13 protein-coding genes are annotated in these 19011 nt (G+C 68.8%); 6 read left to right on the top strand and 7 right to left on the bottom strand.

What is annotated here, in order from left to right:
• Nucleotides 1-15 precede the first annotated feature (15 nt).
• The 4 genes from tssK to tagF are packed head-to-tail and all read left to right on the top strand — an operon-like array spanning nt 16 to nt 7090.
• Nucleotides 16-1347, top strand: coding sequence for a type VI secretion system baseplate subunit TssK (gene tssK, locus ASD15_RS09530; RefSeq protein WP_057154611.1), 1332 nt, complete (start codon nt 16-18; stop codon nt 1345-1347).
• A gap of 6 nt (nt 1348-1353) precedes the next feature.
• A complete protein-coding gene (gene icmH / locus ASD15_RS09525; RefSeq protein ID WP_057154610.1) occupies nt 1354-2826 on the top strand; it encodes a type IVB secretion system protein IcmH/DotU in 1473 nt (490 codons plus the stop codon).
• Nucleotides 2823-6407 (top strand): type VI secretion system membrane subunit TssM, encoded by a 3585-nt coding sequence (tssM, locus tag ASD15_RS09520; RefSeq protein WP_057154609.1) that lies wholly within the window; start codon nt 2823-2825, stop codon nt 6405-6407. Before icmH ends, tssM begins: the two co-directional genes overlap by 4 nt.
• Nucleotides 6407-7090 carry a type VI secretion system-associated protein TagF gene (tagF, locus tag ASD15_RS09515; RefSeq protein WP_082551714.1) on the top strand — a complete coding sequence of 228 codons (684 nt, stop codon included), beginning with the start codon at nt 6407-6409 and terminating at the stop codon, nt 7088-7090. The genes tssM and tagF overlap by 1 nt, the downstream gene beginning before the upstream one ends.
• 69 nt (nt 7091-7159) lie before the next feature.
• On the opposite strand, the gene ASD15_RS09510 is transcribed toward tagF, so the two are convergent.
• Nucleotides 7160-8050 (bottom strand): PP2C family serine/threonine-protein phosphatase, encoded by an 891-nt coding sequence (locus tag ASD15_RS09510; RefSeq protein WP_057154608.1) that lies wholly within the window; start codon nt 8048-8050, stop codon nt 7160-7162.
• Between the two features lie 119 nt (nt 8051-8169).
• Here ASD15_RS09510 and ASD15_RS09505 point away from each other — a divergent pair, with 119 nt between their 5' ends.
• Both ASD15_RS09505 and ASD15_RS09500 read left to right on the top strand, forming a co-directional pair.
• On the top strand, nt 8170-10875 hold the full coding sequence (locus ASD15_RS09505) for a cache domain-containing protein (RefSeq protein WP_057154607.1): 2706 nt from the start codon (nt 8170-8172) through the stop codon (nt 10873-10875).
• On the top strand, nt 10865-12427 hold the full coding sequence (locus ASD15_RS09500) for an FAD-binding oxidoreductase (RefSeq protein WP_057154606.1): 1563 nt from the start codon (nt 10865-10867) through the stop codon (nt 12425-12427). Before ASD15_RS09505 ends, ASD15_RS09500 begins: the two co-directional genes overlap by 11 nt.
• Here ASD15_RS09500 and ASD15_RS09495 read toward each other — a convergent pair.
• The 6 genes from ASD15_RS09495 to ASD15_RS09470 all read right to left on the bottom strand — a co-directional run bounded on the left by ASD15_RS09495 (nt 12410) and on the right by ASD15_RS09470 (nt 18939).
• Nucleotides 12410-13105, bottom strand: a complete 696-nt coding sequence (locus ASD15_RS09495) for a hypothetical protein (protein ID WP_057154605.1) — start codon at nt 13103-13105, stop codon at nt 12410-12412. The genes ASD15_RS09500 and ASD15_RS09495 overlap by 18 nt on opposite strands.
• Nucleotides 13102-14124 carry an ABC transporter substrate-binding protein gene (locus ASD15_RS09490; RefSeq protein WP_082551712.1) on the bottom strand — a complete coding sequence of 341 codons (1023 nt, stop codon included), beginning with the start codon at nt 14122-14124 and terminating at the stop codon, nt 13102-13104. The genes ASD15_RS09495 and ASD15_RS09490 overlap by 4 nt, the downstream gene beginning before the upstream one ends.
• A complete protein-coding gene (locus ASD15_RS09485; protein ID WP_082551711.1) occupies nt 14121-16286 on the bottom strand; it encodes an MFS transporter in 2166 nt (721 codons plus the stop codon). The genes ASD15_RS09490 and ASD15_RS09485 overlap by 4 nt, the downstream gene beginning before the upstream one ends.
• Nucleotides 16283-16987, bottom strand: a complete 705-nt coding sequence (locus ASD15_RS09480; RefSeq protein ID WP_057154602.1) for a hypothetical protein — start codon at nt 16985-16987, stop codon at nt 16283-16285. The genes ASD15_RS09485 and ASD15_RS09480 overlap by 4 nt, the downstream gene beginning before the upstream one ends.
• An 81-nt stretch (nt 16988-17068) precedes the next feature.
• Nucleotides 17069-18013, bottom strand: coding sequence for a lipase secretion chaperone (locus ASD15_RS09475; RefSeq protein ID WP_057154601.1), 945 nt, complete (start codon nt 18011-18013; stop codon nt 17069-17071).
• Between the two features lie 11 nt (nt 18014-18024).
• Nucleotides 18025-18939, bottom strand: coding sequence for a triacylglycerol lipase (locus ASD15_RS09470; protein ID WP_057154600.1), 915 nt, complete (start codon nt 18937-18939; stop codon nt 18025-18027).
• Between the last annotated feature and the right edge of the window lie 72 nt (nt 18940-19011).

Here is a 19011-nt window from a genome sequence, read left to right as displayed (position 1 = left end):
ATCGAGTGAGACACCATGGCGTGGAACCGTAAAGTCATCTGGTCCGAAGGCATGCTGCTGCAGCCGCAGCACCTGCAGCAGCACGACCGCTATCTGCAAACCCAGCTTGAAAGCCGTGTTTCCCGGCTGCGTCCCTATTCCTGGGGCTTTTCGTCGCTGAAGATCGATGAGCAGCAGCTCGCGCTGGGCAAGCTGGCGATCATGTCGTGCAGTGCCGTGCTGCCGGACGGCACGCCGTTCAACCTGCCTGCGGACGACGACCTGCCGCTGCCGCTGGATATCCCGGAAGACGCGCGCAATGTGCTGATCGTGCTGGCGCTGCCGCTGCGCCGTCCCGGCATCGCCGAGACCGGCGACAGCCCGGCGCCGGATAACTTCGCGCGCCACGGCACCGTGGACCACGAAGCGTGGGACAGCAACGGCATCGACAACAGCGCGCTGATGCAAGTGGGCCGCCTGCGCCTGCGGCTGGCGCTGGAATCGGATGTGGCCAACGCCTACGCCTGCATCGGCGTGGCGCGCGTGATCGAGCGGCGCCCGGACAACCGCGTGGTGCTGGACCCCGAATACTGCCCGCCATGCCTGGACTTCCGCGTGGCCCAGCGCCTGGGCGGCTTTGCCGACGAGGTGGTGGGCCTGCTGCACCAGCGCGGCGACGCGCTGGGCAACCGCCTGTCGCAGCCCGGCGCGGCCGGCGCGGCGGAGATCGCCGACTTCCTGTTGCTGCAACTGGTGAACCGCGCCGAGCCGCTGTTCGCGCACCTGGCCGGCATGACCGGCCTGCACCCGGAAGAATACTACCGCGAGGCGGTGCAGCTGGCCGGCGAGCTGGCCACCTTCAGCCCGAACAACAAGCGCGCCATCCAGTACCCGGTGTACCGCCATGAGCAGCTGCGCGAGACCTTCCTGCCGGTGATGGAGGACTTGCGCCAGTCGCTGTCGATGGTGATGGATGCGCACGCCGTGCCTATCCCGCTGGAGGAGCGCCAGTTCGGCATCCGCGTGGCGGTGATGCGTGATCCGGAGCTGGTGAAGTCGGCCACTTTCGTGCTGATGGTGAACGCGCACATGCCGCCCGAGACGGTGCGCAACAGTTTCCCGCGCCAGGTGAAGATCGGTTCGGTGGAGAAGATCCGCGACCTGGTCAACCTGCAGCTGCCCGGCATCGCGCTGCGGCCGCTGCCGGTGGCGCCGCGCCAACTGCCGTTCCACGCGGGCTACACCTACTTCGAGCTCGACAAGGGCAGCGATTACTGGCAGCAGCTGGCTACCTCGGCCGGTTTCGCCATGCATGTGGCGGGCGAATTCCCCGGACTGCAAATGGAGTTCTGGGCCATCCGGAAGTAAGCCAAGATGAGCCAGGAAGAGTTGCCCGATTCGGACCGTACCATTCTGGTCCCCAAGCCCGGCGGCCGGCGCGGTGCGCCTGCGCCGGTGCCGGGCCTGGGCGGCGCTGCCGGCGGCCCGGCTGCGGGCGGCGCGGGCGCGGACGCCTTTGCGCCTGGCGCGGCCGGTTTGGGAGCGGGGACGGACGGCTCTGCCGCCATGGGCGCTGGCGCCGCCGCATGGCCCCATGGCCAAGGCTCGGGCCCGGCCGCCGGCGGTTTCGAGCGGCCGGCCGTTGGCCACACCAACTACGATGCCACGCTGGCGCCGCTGACGGCCGGGCCGCGCGCCCACCTGAACGGCGTCAATCCGCTGGTCGGCGCCGCCAACGCCTTGCTCGACCTGGTGGTCCCGCTGCGCATCATGGCCACGCACCCCAGCGTGGAAGGCCTGCGCAGCCAACTGGTGGCGGCCATCAAGAAATTCGAGCACGACGCCAAGGCGGCCGGCTGCGAGCAGGAGGCCATCGCCGTGGCGCGCTATTCGCTGTGTACCTTCCTCGACGAGACCATCTCCAGCACCCCTTGGGGCGGCAGCGGCGTGTGGGCCAGCCGCAGTTTGCTGGTGGCCTTCCACAACGAGGCCTTCGGCGGCGAGAAATTCTTCCTGATCCTGCAAAAACTCAGTCAGCAGCCGCGCGCCAACCTGCACGTGCTGGAGCTGATGTACCTGTGCCTGGCGCTGGGCCTGGAAGGCCGCTATCGCGTCATGGACGGCGGCCGCGTCCAGCTGGACCTGCTGCGCGAGCGGCTGCAGCAGCTGATCCAGAAAGAGCGCGGCCCGTTCGAGCCCGACCTGTCGCTGCGCTGGAAGGGCTCGAGCGAAAAGCGCCCCGGCCTGCTGCGCCTGATTCCGGTTTGGGTGATCGCGGCCGCCGCGGGCCTGGTCCTGCTGTGCATCCACCTCGGCTTCAGCTTCCTGCTCAACCGCCAGTCCGACCCCGTGTACGCCGCCCTGCAGCGCATCCGACTGGTGGCGCCCGCGCCGCCTGCGCCGCCGATGGCCAATCCGCCGGTGCGCGTTGCGCGCTTCCTTGCGCCCGAGATCGAGCGCGGGCTGGTGAGCGTGACCGAAACGCCGGACCGTTCCACCATCGTGCTGCACGGCGACGGCGTGTTCAAGTCCGGCAGCGCCGAAGTGCAGCCATCGTATGATGGACTGCTGCAGCGCATCGGCGACGCGCTCAAGCCGGTGCCCGGCAAGGTCATCGTCATCGGCCACACGGACGACGTGCCGGGAGGCTCGTCGCGCTATCCGTCCAACTGGGCGCTGTCCAAGGGCCGCGCCGCCACCGTGGTGGAGCTGCTGGCCAAACAGGCCGGCCCCGCCGCGCGCTATAGCGTGGAAGGGCGCGGCGAGACCGAACCGCTGGTGCCGAACGACAGCGCCGCCAACCGCGCACGCAACCGCCGCGTGGTGATTATCGTGTTGACCCCATGATCAAACGCTTTTTCAACTGGCTCATCAAGCCGCCCGTGCTGGCCTTCTTCGGCGTGCTGCTGCTGTCCCTGATCTTCTGGTTCGAGGCGCCGTTGCTGGCTTTCGACGGCAAGGAGCCGTTCGCCGCGACCGGCGTGCGCTGGTTCTTCATCGCGCTGCTGTTCCTGGCCTGGGCGCTCTACTTCGGCTGGAAGCTGCTGCGCGCGCGCCTGGCCGAACGCCGCCTGATGAAAAGCGTGGCCGGCGATCCCGCCGCGGCGCCGGCCGTGGCGCCGGGCCAGAAGGAAAGCGCCGCCGAAATGGCGGTGCTGGCCAAGCGCCTGCAGGACGCCATGGCGGTGCTGCGCAAATCGAAAGCGGGCAGCCGCTTTGGCGGCGGCGGCCTGTACCAGCTGCCGTGGTATATGTTCGTGGGCGCGCCCGGCAGCGGCAAGACCACGGCCCTGGTGCATTCCGGCCTCAAATTTCCGCTCTCGGACACGCATGGCAAAGGCGCCATCGGCGGCGTGGGCGGCACCCGCAATTGCGACTGGTGGTTCACCGACGAAGCCGTGCTGCTTGACACGGCCGGCCGCTACACCACCCAGGACAGCTACACCGAAGTGGACCAGGCCGCGTGGAAGGGCTTCCTGCAACTGCTGCGCAAGCATCGCCGCCGCCGTCCCATCAACGGCGTGATCGTTGCACTCAGCGTGGCGGACCTGCTGCAGCAAGGCGAGGGGCAACGCCGCGTGCAGGCGCTGGCGATCCGCGCGCGCATCAAGGAACTGCACGAGGAGCTGGGCATCCGCTTCCCGGTCTATGTCATCGTCACCAAGTGCGACCTGCTGGCCGGTTTCGTCGAGTTCTTCGACAACCTTGGCCGCGACGAACGCACGCAGGTCTGGGGCGTCACCTTCCCGCTGGCCTCGGCGGAGCAGGCGGATGCCGGCCTGAAAGCCTTCCCGGCCGAATTCGATGCGCTGCAGGCGCAGCTGCAGGCGCGCCTGTTCGAACGCATGCAGCAGGAGCGCGACATCCAGCGCCGCGCGCTGATGTACAACTTCCCGCAGCAGTTCGCCGCCATCGGCGACGTGCTGGAAGCCTTCCTCACCGACGTCTTCGAATCCACCTCCTACGAGGAGGCCGCGCTGGTGCGCGGTGTGTACTTCACCAGCGGAACCCAGGAAGGCAGTCCGATCGACCGTGTCATGTCCACGCTGGCCGCCAGTTTCGGCCTGGACCGCAAGGTGCTGCCGGCCAATGCCTTCGGCGGGCGCAGCTACTTCATCACGCGGCTGCTGCGCGACGTGGTGTTCCAGGAGAGCGAACTGGCCGGCGCCAACCTGCGCCTGGAACGCAACCGCCGCTGGCTGCAATGGGGCGCGTACGCGCTGACCGCCGCCGTGCTGCTGCTGGTATCGGCAGGCCTGCTCACCAGCTATGTGCGCAACCAGGGCTATGTGAACGACGTGGCGGCGCGCACGGCGGAAATCGACCAGCTGGCGCGCGCCTTGCCGAAAGATCCGTCGCCGGTGGCCGCGCTGCCGTTACTGAACGCGCTGCGCGACATTCCCGGCGGCTACCGCAGCCAGGGCCAGGAAGTGCCGTTCCTGATGGGGCTGGGCCTGTACCAGGGCGGCAAGCTGGGCGAAGGCGCGCAGGGCGCCTACCAGCGCGTGCTGCGCGAGGCGCTGCTGCCGCGCATCCTGGACCAGATGGAGACCCAGCTGCGGCGCGGCACCGCCAACAATCCCGAGTACCTGTATGAACTGCTGCGCGTCTACATCATGCTGGGCGAACGCAATCGCCTGGACCCGGAAGCGGTGCGCGCCTGGCTGGATTACGACTGGAGCCGCAACCTGCCGGAAGCGAATGAGTTGCAGCGCCAGGATCTGTCGCAGCATGTGGCCGCGATGCTGGCGCCGTCCAGCCAGGCCGAGGCGCCGCCGCAGCTGGACCGGGCGCTGATCGCCCGGGTACGTCTCAGCCTGGCCAAGTTGCCGATGGGCGAGCGCGTCTACACCCGCCTGAAGCGCAGCCTGGCCAGTGCGGGCGTGCCGGATTTCGACGTTACTGCCGCCGCCGGGCGCGACGCCGGCGTGGTGCTGGCGCGCCAGAGCGGCTTGCCGCTCACGCGCGGCATTGCCGGCTCCTTCACGCTGGCGGGCTACAAGAAATTCACCGAGCAGATCGACGGCGCCATCGCGGACGTGGTGAAGGACAGCTGGGTGCTGGACCAGCGCGAAGCGGTGGACAGCCTGGAGAGCGCGGCGCAAATGAAAGCCGTGGTGCAGCAGATGTATTTCGAGGAGTACATCCGGCTGTGGGACGGGCTGTTGGCGGACGTGACGCTGGTGCCGTTTACCAGCCTGGACCAGGCGGCGCGCGTGATCAACAGCGTGTCCAGCCAGGAGTCGCCGCTGCGCAAATTCCTGCAGGCGGCTGCGAAACAGACCCGGCTGGACAAGCTGAAGACGGCCAAGTCCAGCGTGGACGCCGCCACCGACACCGTCAAGCAGCTCAGCGACGCGGCCAAGCGGCGCCTGGAGTCCGCGCTCAGCGACGGCGCACAGGACGTGCTGCCGGCCGACGTGCGGCCCGTGAACCCGGTCGACATCCATTTCGCGCCGTTGCACAAGATGGTGGAGGCGGGCGGCGGGACCCTCGGCGCCGCCGGCGCCACCGGTCCGTCCGGCCTGGATGGCGTGCTGCTCAAGCTGAAGGACGTGGCGGTTTACCTGGACGCCGCCAACGCCGCGCGCGCCGCCGGCCAGCCCGCGCCCCCGGCGGACGCGCTGGCAAAATTGAAGCGCGAGGCGGACAGCCTGCCCGCCCCGCTCGGCGCGCTGGTGCGCAGCGTGGACACGGCCGGCACCGGCCTCACGCTGGGCACGGAGCGCGACCGCCTCGATGCGTTGTGGAAGACCGGCCCCGCGCTGTTCTGCCGCGCCGCCATTGCCGGCCGCTACCCGCTGGTGCGCAAGGCCGTGCAGGAAGCCACGCCGGACGACTTTGGCCGCTTCTTCGGCCCTGGCGGCCTGGCCGACGAGTTCTTCCAGAAGCACCTGGTCAACTACGTGGACACCAGCGGCGCGCAGTGGCGCTGGCGCGTGGTCAACAACATGGACCTCGGCATGGACCAGGAAGTGCTGACCCAGTTCCAGCGCGCCGCGCAGATCCGCGACAAATTCTTCGGCAATGGCGGCAAGCAGGCCTCCGTGCGTTTCGACCTGAAGCCGCTGGCGGCCGATGCGGCGCTGACGAAAGTGGTGCTGGATGTGGATGGCCAGCAGCTGGCGTTCGCGCCGAAGGCGGCGCAAGGCGCGGCCAGTTTCCAGATCCCGAGCGGCAAAGGCGTCAACGCGGTGCGGTTCGACGTCGCGCCCGCCACCACGGCCGAGCTGCGCACCGAGGGCGCCTGGGCCTGGTTCCGCATGCTGGACAAGGGCATGCTGGAACCCTCCGCGCAGGGCGAACGCTACAAGCTGACCTTTGACCTGGACGGCCGCAAGATGATCTACGAACTGACCGCCAACAGCGTCAACAATCCATTCAGGCGGGATGGGGTGGAGCAGTTCCGCTGCCTGGAGTCGCTGTGATGGAAGAACCCGAACTGGCGCCCGGCTTCTTTGGCAAGGTGAGTACGCACGGCGACTTTGTGTCGCGGCGCCTGCCGCCGTCGCTGCTGGGCGTGTGGGACGCATGGCTGCAGGCATCCATCCAGGGCAGCCGCGAGGCGCTGGGGCCGCGCTGGCTGCAGACCTATCTCACCAGCCCGGTGTGGCGCTTCGCGCTGGCGCCCGGCGCATGCGACCGCAATGCCTGGGCCGGGTTGCTGATGCCCAGCGTGGATCGGGTGGGGCGGCATTTTCCGTTGACGATAGCGGCCGGTGCGCCGGGCGGCGGCGGCTTGCTGGACTGGGTGGCCAACGGCAAGCCGTGGTTCGACCAGCTGGAGGCGCTGGCCCTGTCCTCGCTGGATGAGCGCTTCCAGCTCGAGCCGTTCGATGGCTTGCTGCAAGCGATGCCGCCGCTCAGCGATGCGCCGCTGGCCGGCCAGCTGGGCGGCGCGGGTTGCCGCCTGCCGCTCGCGTCGCTGGACGCAGTGGGCGCGCAAGTGCCCGCGCTGGCTGCCGCGGCGCTGCGCGGGCAAAGCGTGTGGTGGACCGATGGATCGGCGGAAGTGGAACCGAGCTTGCTGCTGTGCCGCGGCTTGCCTGCACCGGCCGCCTTCGCCGGCATGCTCACGGGGACGTGGCTGCAGACCGGCTGGGGCGCCTGAGCGCTGGCCGGTTACGGGGCTGCGCCGCGATTGCGTCCCACGGCGTGGCTGGCCCTCGCGCAGGACGGCTTACGCGTCCTTGCAGCGCACGATGACGGCGGTGATGTTGTCGCGGCTGCCGTCGCGCTTGGCCATGGCCACCAGCTCGGCGCAGCACTCGCCCAGGTTATCGTCGCGCACGCGTGCCAGCGTGGCGGCGATGGCTTCCGGCGGCGAATTGCCGTACAGGCCGTCGCTGCACAGCAGATAAACGTCGCCCGGCGCGACCGCTTGCGTTTGCAGGTCCGGCTTGATCAGCGGCGCCGGTCCGAGCGCCTGCAGCAGCAGGTTGCGCGCGGGGAGCGGTTCCGGCATGCCCGCTTCCAGCGCCTGCTGGTACAGCGTCTGGTCGCGCGTGAGCTGGCTCAGGCGGCCCTGGCGGAAGCAGTACAGGCGGCTGTCGCCGATGTGGAAGATGAATACCGGCCCATCCTGCGCCACCTGCCAGATGCCGGTCAGCGTGGTGCCCATGCCGGCGCCGTCGGCCTGGTCGTTCGCGGTGTTGGTCTGGTACATGCGCTCGTTGGCGAATTCAACCGCGTCGTGCAGCGTGATCATGGCGCGCATGGTGGCGTCGGTCCAGGTGGCGTCGGGATCGGCCTGCACCGGGTCGAAGGCGCTGGGGTGGAAGGCCGGGATGGTGGCGTCGCTGGCGGCGCCAGCCTCCCCGGGCGTGGCCTGCTGGCCGCTGTGCGCGGCGCGGATAAAGCTGTGCAGCAGGTTGATGGCGTCGGCGCTGGCGATTTCCCCCGCCTCGTGGCCGCCCATGCCGTCGGCCACGACCACCAGGCCCAGGTCCGGGGCGATGAAGAAATTATCCTGGTTGGACTCGCGCACCGTGCCCACATCGGTCAGGCCGTAGGCCAGTCCCAGGTCCAGGCGGTGCAGCGCCGACGGTGATAATTGCTTCCAGTTCCCCAAGATGTCTCCAGTCGTTGAAATTGTCGCCAAGGCTTTGCCACAAAGGCTATAACTGCATGCTAGCATGCGCAATGCGCTCTATGGCGCGAGCTAATAAAAAATGAATGGCGGGATGAGGCATGGACGATAGCGAACAGCGCGGGCAGCGGGACGGATCAGGGGACGACGGAGGGCAGGCGGATAGTGCCGATTCCGGCCGCAACGCCGCCGCCGAGGCGCGTGCCGCCATCCTGGCGCGCCGCGTGGCTGCGCTGGAAGCCGTGGTCGCCGTCGAGCGCCGCATGCGGGACGTGCAGGAAATGACTGCACGCGCCGCAACCGACCAGCTGGCCGCGCGCGACGGGCAGGCCGACATCACCGTGCCGCGCCCGCACGGCGCGCAGCATGCCTACGATGACGACGCCACCATACCGGTGCCGCACTACCGGCCGGACGGCACCCGCGAACCGACGCGGCGCGAGGCGCTGCAGGCGCGGCACGGGCAGCATGGCCAGCTTACTCAACCAACCCAGCCAACCCAGCCCACGCGGCCCACCACGCCCACGCTGGGCCGCTCTGCTCCGCGCTCGCAGCCGGTGCGCTCCCAGCTGCCCGCCTTGCCCGCCGCGCCGAACCGCTCCATCGGCCCCGGCATTTCCACGCCGCTGGCGCTGGCGCCGGGCTTCGAGCTGTTCGAGTACCGCATCGACGCGGTGCTGGGGCAGGGCGGCTTCGGCATCACCTATCTGGCAACCGACGTGAACCTGAACGTACGGGTGGCCATCAAGGAGTACCTGCCAGCCGATTTCGCCACCCGCGCCAGCGACCGTTCCGTGTCGCCGCGCTGGCCCGAGGATAACGAGTTCTACCTGAACGGCCTGGAGTGCTTCCTGATAGAGGCGCGCACGCTGGCCACCTTCCGGCACTCGAACATCGTGCGCGTGGCGCGCTTCTTCGAAGCGCACCGCACTGCCTACATGGTGCTGGAATACGAACGCGGCCAGCCGCTCAAGCAGTGGTGGGACAAGCACAAGGACATGGGTGAGCAGCAACTGCTGTCGCTGGTGCAGCCGCTGCTCGACGGCCTGTCGCTGGTGCATGACTCGGGCTATCTGCACCGCGACATCAAGCCCGACAACGTCTATGTGCGCAAGGAAGACGGCAGCTGGGTGCTGCTCGACTTCGGCGCGGCGCGGCTGACCGTGGGCGGGATGCAGGCCATGGCCGACGTGGTCACACCGGGCTATGCGCCGCTGGAACAGTACCAGGGCGGCGAGCAGGGGCCGTGGACCGATATCTACGCGGTCGGCGCCACCTTGTACTGGATGGTCACCGGCGCCAAGCCGGCGCCGGCGCCCGAGCGCCACAGCGGCGTGGCCGAGTACATTCCTGCGGTCCAGGCCGGCCAGGGCCGCTATAGCGAGGAATTCCTGGCCGCGGTCGACTGGGCGCTGGCGGTCGATCCGGCACAGCGGCCGCAGAGCATTGCGGAGTTGTCGCAGCGGCTGTTCGCCTCGCACGCCGGCAGCCTTGGCTTGCAGGAAGCGCTACGGGTGGGCGAACAGGATGGCCAGCGCCGGCTGAAGAAAGGCGTGCGCAAGCTAGGCAAGGCCATCTGGCGCCCTGCATCGTGGCCGCTGGTGGTGAAAATGACCATCGCCATGATGCTGGCCGCGCTGCTGCCGATGACCATCACCGCCTACTACAACCTGAATGGATCGGTGGCCGCCGTGTCGGCCAGCGAACTGCGCAATCTCGAGAGCCTGGCGCAGGCAACGGCCGGCCGCATCTCGCAGCTGATACTGGACAGCCGCTACCAGGCCAGCTACCTGGCCACCGACGCGGCCTTCATCGACTACCTGCGTGCGCCCAGCGCAGCGAAACGGGAAGTGGTGAGCGCCAAACTGGCCAACCTGATCAAGACCAACCCGGACGCGCACCTGATCTTCCTGATGGATAAGGAGGGCACGGCGCTGGTGTCCAGCGAACCCGGCGTGGCCGGCGTGAATTTCAAGTTCCGCGAGTACTTCCAGGAAGCGATGAAGGGCCGCCCCTTCATGACCGGCGTGATCATCGGCGCCACGGCGGGCAAGCCTGGCGTGTACTACGCCAATCCTGTCTTCGACGACAGCAAAAAGGTGATCGGCGTGGTGGTGATGCGCATCAAGGGCGGTACCATCTCGGCCATCCTGGACGAAGCGAGCGCAGGCGGGAACGAAACCAGCAAGCGGGTGCCGTTCATGATAGACGGCGACGGCATCCTGGTGCACTACCCGGACCAGAACCAGCTTTACCGCAGCCTGGCGCCGCTGCCCAAGGCCACGCTCGGCCGCATCATCGCCGATCAGCGCTTCCGGCGCCACCGCATCGAGAGCGTGGACATGCCGGAACTGGCCAAGGTGCTGATCGGTGCGAAGACCGCCGGCAATATCAGCTTCCACTCGACCCTGACCGGGCGCGACGAGCACGCCGGCTACGCGCCGGTGCAGGGCCACAACTGGGTGGTCGGCGTGACCGAGTCGCGCGCCCGCTTCGAGGAGCCGCTGCAGCGCCTGTTCGTCAATGTGCTGTACAGCGTGGCGGCGGTCGGCCTGGTGTTTCTGATACTGGCGGTGCTGTTTGCGCGCACCATCACGCGCCCGGTGGTGCGGCTGACCGAGGCGGCCAATGCGCTCAAGGACGGCGACTATGACCGCGCCAGCATCAAGGTGACCAGCACCGACGAGATCGGCCGGCTGGCGCGCACTTTCAACGTCATGATAGACGTGCTGCGGCAGCGCGAGCGCGAGAAGCAGCGGGGAAAACTGGGACATCAACCAAAAGGAGCGGAACGGGATGACGAGTAACACCGGGGAATTGCACGTGCGGGCACGGACACAGGTACAGGACAGCGTGGCGAGCGGGCGGCGCCGCTTTTTACAGACCGGGGCTGCGGGCGCGCTGGGCGCCGCGGCGCTCAGCCTGGCGCCCGCCGCGGTGCTGGCCAGGCCGGCGCTGAAGCTGGGGCCGGACGGGCTGCGCGCATTGGCGCGGGACTTCGACGGACGCCTGATCCTGCCGGGCCAGGATGGCTATGCGCTGGCGGCCTGGCCGAACAACGCGCGCTATTCGGGCGTGCTGCCGCAGGCGGTGGCCATGTGCGCCAACCAGCGCGACGTGCAGCGCTGCATTCGCTGGGCCGGCGACAGCGGCATGCCGTTCGCCATCCGTTCCGGCGGCCACAACTATGCGGGCTTTTCCACCACTGCCGGGCTGCTGATCGACGTGAAAGCGATGAACAGCGTGACGGTGGACTTGAAGAATGAGACTGCGTGGGTGCAGGGCGGCGCCAACAACAACGACGTGGCCGCCGTGCTGCGCAACTATCCGTATGCGATTCCGTCCGGCCGCTGCCCGACCGTGGGCACCAGCGGCCTGGTGCTGGGCGGCGGCTGGGGCTTCGCCGCCACGCACGACGGGCTGACCTGCGACAGCTTGCTGGGCACGGAACTGGTGCTGGCCAGCGCCGAGGCGCGCAGCATCGATGCGAACAGCCACAAGGAGCTGTTCTGGGCGGTGCGCGGCGGCGGCGGCGGCAATTTCGGCGTGCATACCGGCTTCACCTTCAAGCTGCACAAGGTGGACAAGGTCACCACCTTCAACCTGAGCTGGGCGCCGGGAAAGCAGATCGAACTGCTGCGCGCCTTGCAGGCCTTGCAGTTGACCTACCCAACCATGATTTCCACGCGCAGCAAGGCGCTGCCAATGGCGGCTGGTGCGCGGCCCGCGCGCGACTCGCTGTACGTGCAGACGCTGGGCCAGTTCTGGGGCGGCGAGAAGGAACTGCGCGAGATGCTGGCGCCACTGTACGCGGTCGCCGTGCCGCAGACGGCCGACATCTACGAGGTGGACTACTGGCGCGGCCGCGACTACCTGCTGACCGATGACCCGAACGGCCTATACGACATCCGCTGCAGCTTCGTGAAGACGGCGCTGAGCGAGGCCGCCATGGACAATATGCTGACGTGGATGACGCGCTGGCCAGGCGGCTCGGTGCTGCAGGAGAACATGGGCATCCTGTTCGCCATCGGCGGCCAGGTGAAGGCGGTGCCCAGCAACGCCACCGCCTATGTGCACCGCGATTCGAACTTCATCTTCGAGATGGAAGCGTCCTGGGGGCCGATCGACAAACCGGAGACGGTGCAGCGCCAGCGTGCCTGGCTGAAGGACTACTACGACGACATGCAGCGCTTCCTGCAGCCCGAGTCCTATGTCAACTTCCCCAGCCGCGACCTGAAGAACTGGGCACAGGCTTACTACGGCAGCAACCTGGGCCAGCTATCCGACGTGAAGCGCCGCGTCGATCCGGGCAATCTGTTCCGTTTCGAGCAAAGCATTCCGCTAGCGCCCAAGCGCTAGGCCGTACTCCACGAACCAGTGTTCGTGCTCGTCCTGCCAGCAGTGGAAACCCTGCAGGCCATCGGCCAGTGCGCGCCGGTGGCCTGCGTGGTCGCCATGGGCAATGCGGCGGGCAGCGGTCCACTCCTGCGCCGGCAGCAGCAGGTCGCGCTGCACCAGCAGGCGCGCCAGGCCGCCATAGACGATGGCGTAGCCGCGCACGGTGAATCCTTCCAGCAGCAGGCCGCGCAGGCTGCGCATGTTTTCCGGCGCGACCGTGGCCGTCACCAGCGAGCGCCCCAGCTCGCGGCCCAGCGCCATGCGCTCCTCGATGGCGGCACAGTGCAGGCGCCGCCCGCGCCATTCCGGCAGCGATGCCGCGCCGTCAAGCACGCACATGCGGGCGCGGTCGGCAGGACTGGCGCCCAGCAGTTCGGCCATATGGTCCACCGCGTCCGAGTCCAGTCCCAGCACGCCGTAGGCCACCAGTTCACCGTCCGCGTAGCAGCACAGGATACGGCCCTGCGTAGCGGCGTGCCGCTCGAAATGGGCCAGTTCATCGGGCCGCACCATGCCCGGCGGGACGTGCGCCAGCGCGGCACGGTGCAGCCGGTGCACCAGAGCGGCCTCGCCGGCGCGCATCAGGCGCCAGCTGAAGGCCGGGTCGTTGTTGCAAATGGCGGGGGACGCGTCGATCATTTCAGCAGTTCCGCGTAGTTGAGCACCTTGAGCGGTGGATAGAGGTCGAGCTGCGCCGCCACCGGCATGTTGACGAGGTAGGAGAAGCGCGCCAGCGTTTCGATCGGAATGGCGGCCGGCGCCATGCGCTGGCGCAGGATCTGCTGCGCCTTGTGGGCGGTGAGCCGGCCCACGCTCTCATAGCCGGAAACCAGGCCGAACAGGGCCTTGCCCTCGCGCAGGGCGATTTCCGTGGCCGAGAAGGCCGGCAGGCGCGCGGCCAGTGCCGCCTCGGTGAGCGCCTTGCGGTTGGCGGCAAGAAAGCTGTCCGGCCCGATGTAGAGCAGTTGTGCATTCTGCTGCGCCAGTTCGGCCACCATGGCCGGCAGCGCGCCGGCCAGCGGCAGGCCCTTGGCGTCCAGCGGCACCGGCCGTTCCAGCAGCTGGAAGCGCGCGCTGGCGGCCACCGCGCGCAAGTCCTTCACGTTCTGTACCGAGTTGGGTTCGGCCGGGTTGTAGATGATGGCCAGGCGCTCGAAGCGGCGGTAGGCGCGGATGGCGCTCAGCTGCTGCGCCGGCGGCACCACATGGCAGGCGCCGGTGATGTTGCGTCCCGACGAGGCCAGCGACTTGACCAGGCCCGAGCCTTGCGGCGAGGCCACCATGGTGAACACGACCGGGATGTCGGTGACGTGGCGGGATGGATCGACCGCGCCTTCCTTGCCGGCCACCGCCAGCGTGATGGGGGTGCCCCAGGTGTAGATCAGGTCTGCCTTCATGGCGCGTGCTTCGGCGACCAGCTGCGGGACCTTGCCCACATCCAGCGCGACGTCGCGCACGATCAGCTCCACCGGCATGCCGTTGACGGCGAAGTAGTCGCGGAAGCCTTTTTCGACGGCGGTCTCGCCCCGGAACAGGATCATGTAGATGCGCGGCGGACGGCTGCTTTGCCGTATCGCCGATTGCTGCGCCCATGCGCGCGGCAGGCCGCTGCCCAGGGCCAGCATGGCCGCCGCACGGCAGAGTGCGCGCCGCTTCATGCCGCCACCTCGGGAGCGTCCCCGCCGCGGCCGGCGGCCCGCCTGTCGCGTGCACCGGCCGCCGCGAACACCAGCGAGAACAGCAGCGACGCCGCCAGCGCGAACACGCCGAGGCAGGCCATGGCCTGCGCCGCCCCGTAGCGTGCCGCCAGCATGCCGGTGACGACCGGCCCGGCCGCCGCGCCCAGGCGTTCGAGCAGGCGGAACAGGCCGACGATGGGACCGGTGCCCGCATCCTGCGCTTCCTTCCGGGTCACGCGCGCCACCAGCACCAGCTGGGCGGAGATGCTCATCGACTGGCCCACTCCCAGCGCGCCGATGCCGAGCATGACCAGGCCGCCGCTGGCGCCCCAGGCCACCGGCAGCATTCCCAGCCCGGTCAGCAGGCCGCCGGCCGCCACCAGCGGCGTGTAGGCGTTGTAGCGGTCCGCCAGGTGGGCAAACAGCGGTGCCAGCGCCAGTGAGCTCAGGCCGTACAGCATGGTATAGCGGCCAATTTCAGACTTGGACAGTCCCAGCCCGGACAGCAGCACCGGCACCAGGAAAATGAGGAAGCCGGAGTAGAGGAACTTGGCGGGCACGCCGGACAGGATGGACAGCGCCAGGAAGCGCTTGTTGCGCGCCAGCCGCGCGAGCAGCGGCGCGCCGCGCCCGGCGTTCAACGCAGCGGGCTGCCCGGCTGCCAGGCCATCGGACGGCGCCGCGGGCTGCAGCGAGGACGGCGCACCGGCCTGGCCGTCGGCGGCGCCCTTGCTCAGCACCGCCGCCGCAATGGCGGCCGCCAGCAAGGCCACGGCGGCGCCCAGCAGGAACACCATGCGGTAGCCGACGCGGTCGGCCAGGATGCCGCCCACCGCCGGCGCGCAGATTTCCGCCACCATGATGGCGCCCACAAACAGCGCCATGCCTTTGCCTCGGTTGCTGCTGTCGGTATGGTCGAACACATAGCCCTGGCAGGCCATGAACATGATCGCGTAGCCCATGCCGGTGACGGCGCGTGCGCTTACCAGCGCGTAGTAGTCGGGCACCAGCCCGGTGACGGCCAGGCCGGCCATGACGGCCAGCGCGCCGGCGACGTAGCTGCTGCGCCGTCCCAGCCTGTCCGACCAGTGGCCTGCGAACGGCATGGTCAGCGCTACCCCGAGCAGGAAGGCGGTGACCGGAAGGCTGGCGTGCAGCGGGCCCGCCACGGCGCCTGAAGGCAGCGAGGCGGCATATACCGGCAGAAAGGGGCGCGACAGCATTTCCGCGAACATGAACAGGAAACTGAGTACGCGCACCAGCACGATGCGGGGCTGCTGCGCCGTATCGATGCCGCTGTCGCCACCCAGGCCGCCGCCCGCGTGGACGCCGGCGGCGTCTCCGAACCGGTACGCCTGGCGCAGGCGCTGCAGCAGCGGCTCGGCGTGCGCCGCCTGTTGCGGGCTGGCCTCGCGCAATGCGGATGCGCTGCGCACCAGTTCGCTGAACCCCTGGTTGATGCGCGCGGTGAGGGCGTGCAGGCGGGCGGCGATGGCCGCGCCCGGAGGCGGCGCCGCCCGCTGGCGGAAGTCGCCGGCAGCCATGCTGCTCATCAGCGCCAGGATCTGGCGCATCGGCGCGGTGAAGGTCAGCGTCACCACGAACCACAGGATCTCGAAGGCGATCAGCAGGCTGGTGATGAGCACAATGCCGATGTCGTAGCGCAGTTCGCGCACGCGCGCCGCGATGTGGTTCTTGTCCACGCCCACGTGCAAATGGCCGGCCACGCGGCCCTGGTGCAGCAACGGCAGCGCGGTGTCGTAAAACTGCTCGGGCGCACTGCTGTCGGCCTGCGTGCTGCCGTACAGCGCGGCCCCGCTGCTGTCGGCAATGCGCAGGTAGGCCAGGTCGCGGTTCTGCTTCAGTACATCGGCGAAGAATTCCGGCACGCCCTCCAGGCGCTGCAGCGGAATGCCATGCTCCAGCGCGCGCGCCAGCTGTGCGGACAGCGCCGCGCCGGTGGTTTGCGCCTTGCGCCCGAACTCCGGCAGCAGCGCGCGCTCGGACAGCGACCACGCATACAGCGACAGCGCCAGCTGCACCGCCAGCAACAGCGCCAGCGCGAACACGAACAGGCGGCGCACCGGCCGCGTGTACAGGCGTTCTTCGTGGCTATCGGAAGGGGCCAAGGCAAGGCTCATAGCTTTTCGCCCGCCACGTCCTTGCTGGTGATGGCGCGCCGCGCCTGCTCCAGGTCGCGCAAGGCCCGGCCGGCGCTGCCTGCCGCCTGCTCGGCCAGCGCGACCGCGTGCCGGTCCGGCCTGGCCACCGGCGGCGCACTGGCGTCCAGCGTGTGTTCGATGCTGCCCAGCGTGCGGCCGATGCGGCGCACCCACAGTTGCGTGCCGAGCACCGCCAGCAGCGTGGACAGGACGGTGGCGAGCAGGCCGGCCAGCAGCAACTGGCGCGAAATGCCGGCGATGAAACGGTCGTGGCTGCGCCGCGAGTAATGCAGCTCGATGGCGCCGACCGTGACACCCAGGTTGTTGGAGAGCGGTGTGCTGAGGACGATGCTGTCGCTTTGCGCCGGCCGCCCGGTGCTGAAGGCCGCGCGGCCCTTGTCGTCCTTGACAATCAGGGCGACGATATCCGGGTCCTGCCGTGCTTCGAGTTCCATGGCGGCCTGCGCGTTGCCCAGGCTGCGCACCGGCAGGCCCAGGTCCAGCCCCGTTTCCAGGTTCTGGCGCAGCACGTTGATGGTGAAACGCAGGCGGGAGTCTTCCAGTTCGCCCAGCGTCCGGTCAAGCTTGCCCACGTTGAGAAATACCGTCAGGCCGATGGCAAGCGCTGAAATCAGCGCGATGGGTGCGGTAATCGTAATACTGAGTCTTGACATCGCCATACGTGGTCGTCCGTAGCCATCCGCCGATATTGAACTCGCATGAGTTTAGCACTGTTGAGCTCGGTCAATATCGGTTTTTGGCTATTCGTATGCACCCAGGCGACGCTGTTCCTCGGGCTTGAAATAGGCATCGCGCAGGACCTGCGCCCGGTGCGGCGAGGGACCGGCGGCGGCTGCCGCCAGTTGGCGGCGTTCGGCCTGGTAGAGCGCGATGCGGCGCTTCCAGTCCGCGTCTTCGCGGTCCACTTCGGCCAGGCGGGAGGCGGCTTCGGGCGACAGGGCGGCCGAGCGCAGGCGGTAGATTTCATTGTCCCCCGCCCCTTGCGCGCGCAGCTGCTGCACTGATTGCTCCAGCCGCAGCACGCGCGTGGGTGCGGCGCGCTGTTCGCGCAGCGCCGGCGGCAGTTGCTGGTCCAGCGCCGCCACGCGGGCCTGGCGCTCGGCTTCGGTCAGGCTGCGGTCGGCGGCCAGCTCCAGCCGCGCAATGGTGTCGGCCGCTTGCGCGTCCGCGCCGCCGAACAGGCCGGCGATTTGCTGCGGCGTGAAATAGTGCGGACGCAGTTGCTGCATGGCGGCCAGCCGGGCGCGCGCGCCGGCGGCCATGTCGGCACTGTTGGGCAGGCGGCCTTCCACGTCCGCCAGCGCGCGCTTGTAGGCCAGGTAGCTGGCCAGCAGCCGCTTGGCTTCGGCGGCAGGCGCCGGGCGCAGGCGGCGGTCCAGTTCGCGTTCGATCTCGGTGCGCACCGCCAGCAGGTCCTTCTCACCCAGGCCGGCCAGGTAGTAGTCGAACAGGTAACCCAGTTCGGCGTCCACCAGCAGCCGCTCGGCGCTGTCGGTCTTGACCTGGCCGTCCGGCCGGGTGCCTTCCATGGAGCGCACGAACGCGAAATGGTCGGCCTGCGGCGGCGCCGGCGCGGGGCCGGCTGGCCGCTGCGGCGGCCAGGCCAGGTACAGCACGGCCAGCATTGCCCCGGCAGCTGCGGCAGGACGGAGGAACTTGCGCAGGCGGGAGCGTGTCGCGTTCATGGCGGCGCTCCTTACAGGCCCTGGCCCTGCAGGCGGTTGGCGTGCTGGCGGAACAGCGTGACCGGATTGGTCTCAAACAGGTTGGTGATGCCGATCAGCTGGTTTACCTCGTCCAGGTGGTTGAGCGCGTAGTCGTCGCGGATCACGCGGCCCAGGCGGCTCGAGCAACTGCCAACCAGGCCATCGTTCTTCTCGCCGTTGAAGGCCAGGCCGGTCACGGCCAGGAAGGGATCGGCCGCGTCGAGCGCGTTGGTCCATGGCTTGGCGCCGCTCCAGGAATAGTAGTGCACGCCGTTGACCTGGTAGGCGCCTTCGCCGCAGGCCGAAGTTGGCACCCCCTGCGGATGGCGCGCATTGAAGGCCAGCGTGCCGGCGGTGCTGAGCGACTCGGCGGCGGCGCGCGAGCTTTGCGGCAGGGTGGGGCTGCCGGACAGGAGGCTGATCAGGCCGGACAGCGCATTGGCCAGGTCGTAGGTCACGTTGGGCACCGCGCCGACCAGCACATCGGCCACCTTGGAGCCCTTGTTTACGCCGCCCACGCTGGAGACCGAGGCCACCAGGTCGGGCCGCACCGAGGCCACGTAGCGCGAGGTGGGGCCGCCGTGGCTGTGGCCGATCAGGTTGACCTTGGCGGCGCCGGTGGCGGCCAGGATCTGCTTGACCTGCAGCAGCAGCTGTTCGCCGCGCACTTCGGTGCTGTTGGATGCCGAAACCGAGGTGACGTAGACCCTGGCCCCGCCGCTGCTCAAGCCGGAGGCGATGCCATAGAAATAGTCCACCGGGCCCAGGCTGTCAAAGCCGAACAGGCCGTGCACCAGCACGATGGGATACTTGGTCTGGGTGTAGCCTTGGGCCCAGGACGGTGCGGGCAGGGCCATGAGGGTGATCAGGAACAGCGCAAGCGACTTCCAGTAGCGTTTCTTCATTTTGTCTCCGATTCGATTGATTTTTATGTGGCCGGAAATGTAAAACCGGGCCTGGGCCCGGTTCAAAATGTA

The organism is Massilia sp. Root351, from assembly GCF_001425045.1.
Lineage (GTDB): Bacteria > Pseudomonadota > Gammaproteobacteria > Burkholderiales > Burkholderiaceae_D > Rugamonas.
The sequence above is the reverse complement of the archived record's forward strand: the minus strand, read 5'-3'. Positions and strand labels throughout refer to the sequence as shown.